Origin of the sequence: Streptomyces sp. ActVer (genome assembly GCF_027270795.1) — a bacterium.
In the GTDB taxonomy this organism is placed as follows: Bacteria; Actinomycetota; Actinomycetes; order Streptomycetales; family Streptomycetaceae; genus Streptomyces; species Streptomyces umbrinus_A.
Window position 1 is genome coordinate 1 of the sequence record NZ_JAPWHT010000909.1, and the last position, 1,233, is coordinate 1,233.

Annotated in this window: 1 protein-coding gene; it reads right to left on the reverse strand. The window is 69.8% G+C overall.

The genetic code is table 11. From position 1 onward, the window contains the following. The coding region (locus tag O3Q52_RS53245; RefSeq protein WP_269655568.1) for a MinD/ParA family protein at nucleotides 1-1,233 on the reverse strand (1,233 nt) is incomplete at both ends.

A 1,233-nucleotide genomic window follows, 5' to 3' on the forward strand; every position in this document is an offset into this window, starting at 1 on the left:
GCTGCCCCGGCTGCGCGGGCGGCTGGCCCTGCTGGGGGATCTGGCCCGGATACGGCTGGCCCGCCGCGGGCTGCCCCGGCATCGGCTGACCGGGCAGGGGCTGGCCCGGCATCGGAGGGGCGGCGACCGGCGGAGGGTTGCCGTCCGACGTCCACAGACCCTGCGACTGCTGGTGCCGCGCGATGTCCTCGGCGACCAGCGCCGAGAGGTTGAAGTACGCCTCGCGCACCTTCGGCCGCATCATGTCGAGGTTGACCTCGGCACCGGCTGCCAGATGCTCGTCGAACGGCACGACGATGACGCCCCGGCAGCGCGTCTCGAAGTGGCTGACGATGTCGTCCACCTTGATCATCTTGCCGGTCTCGCGCACCCCGGAGATGACGGTCAGGGACCGCGACACCAGATCCGCGTACCCGTGCGCCGACAGCCAGTCCAGCGTCGTACTGGCGCTGCTGGCACCGTCCACGGACGGCGTCGAGATGATGATGAGCTGGTCGGCGAGGTCCAGTACGCCGCGCATGGCGCTGTAGAGCAGACCCGTACCCGAGTCGGTGAGGATGATCGGGTACTGCTTGCCGAGCACGTCGATCGCGCGCCGGTAGTCCTCGTCGTTGAACGTCGTGGAGACGGCCGGGTCGACGTCGTTGGCGATGATCTCAAGACCGGAGGGCGCCTGCGAGGTGAACCGCCGGATGTCCATGTAGGAGTTGAGGTACGGGATCGCCTGGACGAGGTCACGGATCGTGGCCCCGGTCTCCCGGCGCACCCGGCGGCCGAGCGTACCGGCGTCCGGGTTGGCGTCGATGGCGAGGATCTTGTCCTGCCGCTCGGTGGCGAGCGTGGCGCCGAGCGCGGTGGTCGTGGTCGTCTTGCCCACACCGCCCTTGAGGCTGATGACCGCGATCCGGTAGCAGGACAGCACCGGCGTACGGATCAGTTCGAGCTTCCGCTGCCGCTCGGCCTCCTCCTTCTTCCCACCGATCTTGAACCGGGAGGAACCGGCGGCGGGCCGACCGCTCTTCGCCTTCTGCTTCTTGTTGTTGAGCAGCCGGTCCGACGACAACTCCACGGCCGCCGTGTAGCCGAGCGGCGCCCCCGGATTGGTCCGCTGCCGCTGATCGTGCTGCACGGGCTGCGGCCAGGCGGTTCCGGTACGGGGGTCTACGGGGGGTTGCTGACCGGGCTGGTGCTGCGGCTGCTGGGTTTGGGGCTGGGCCGGGGCCTGGTGGGCCT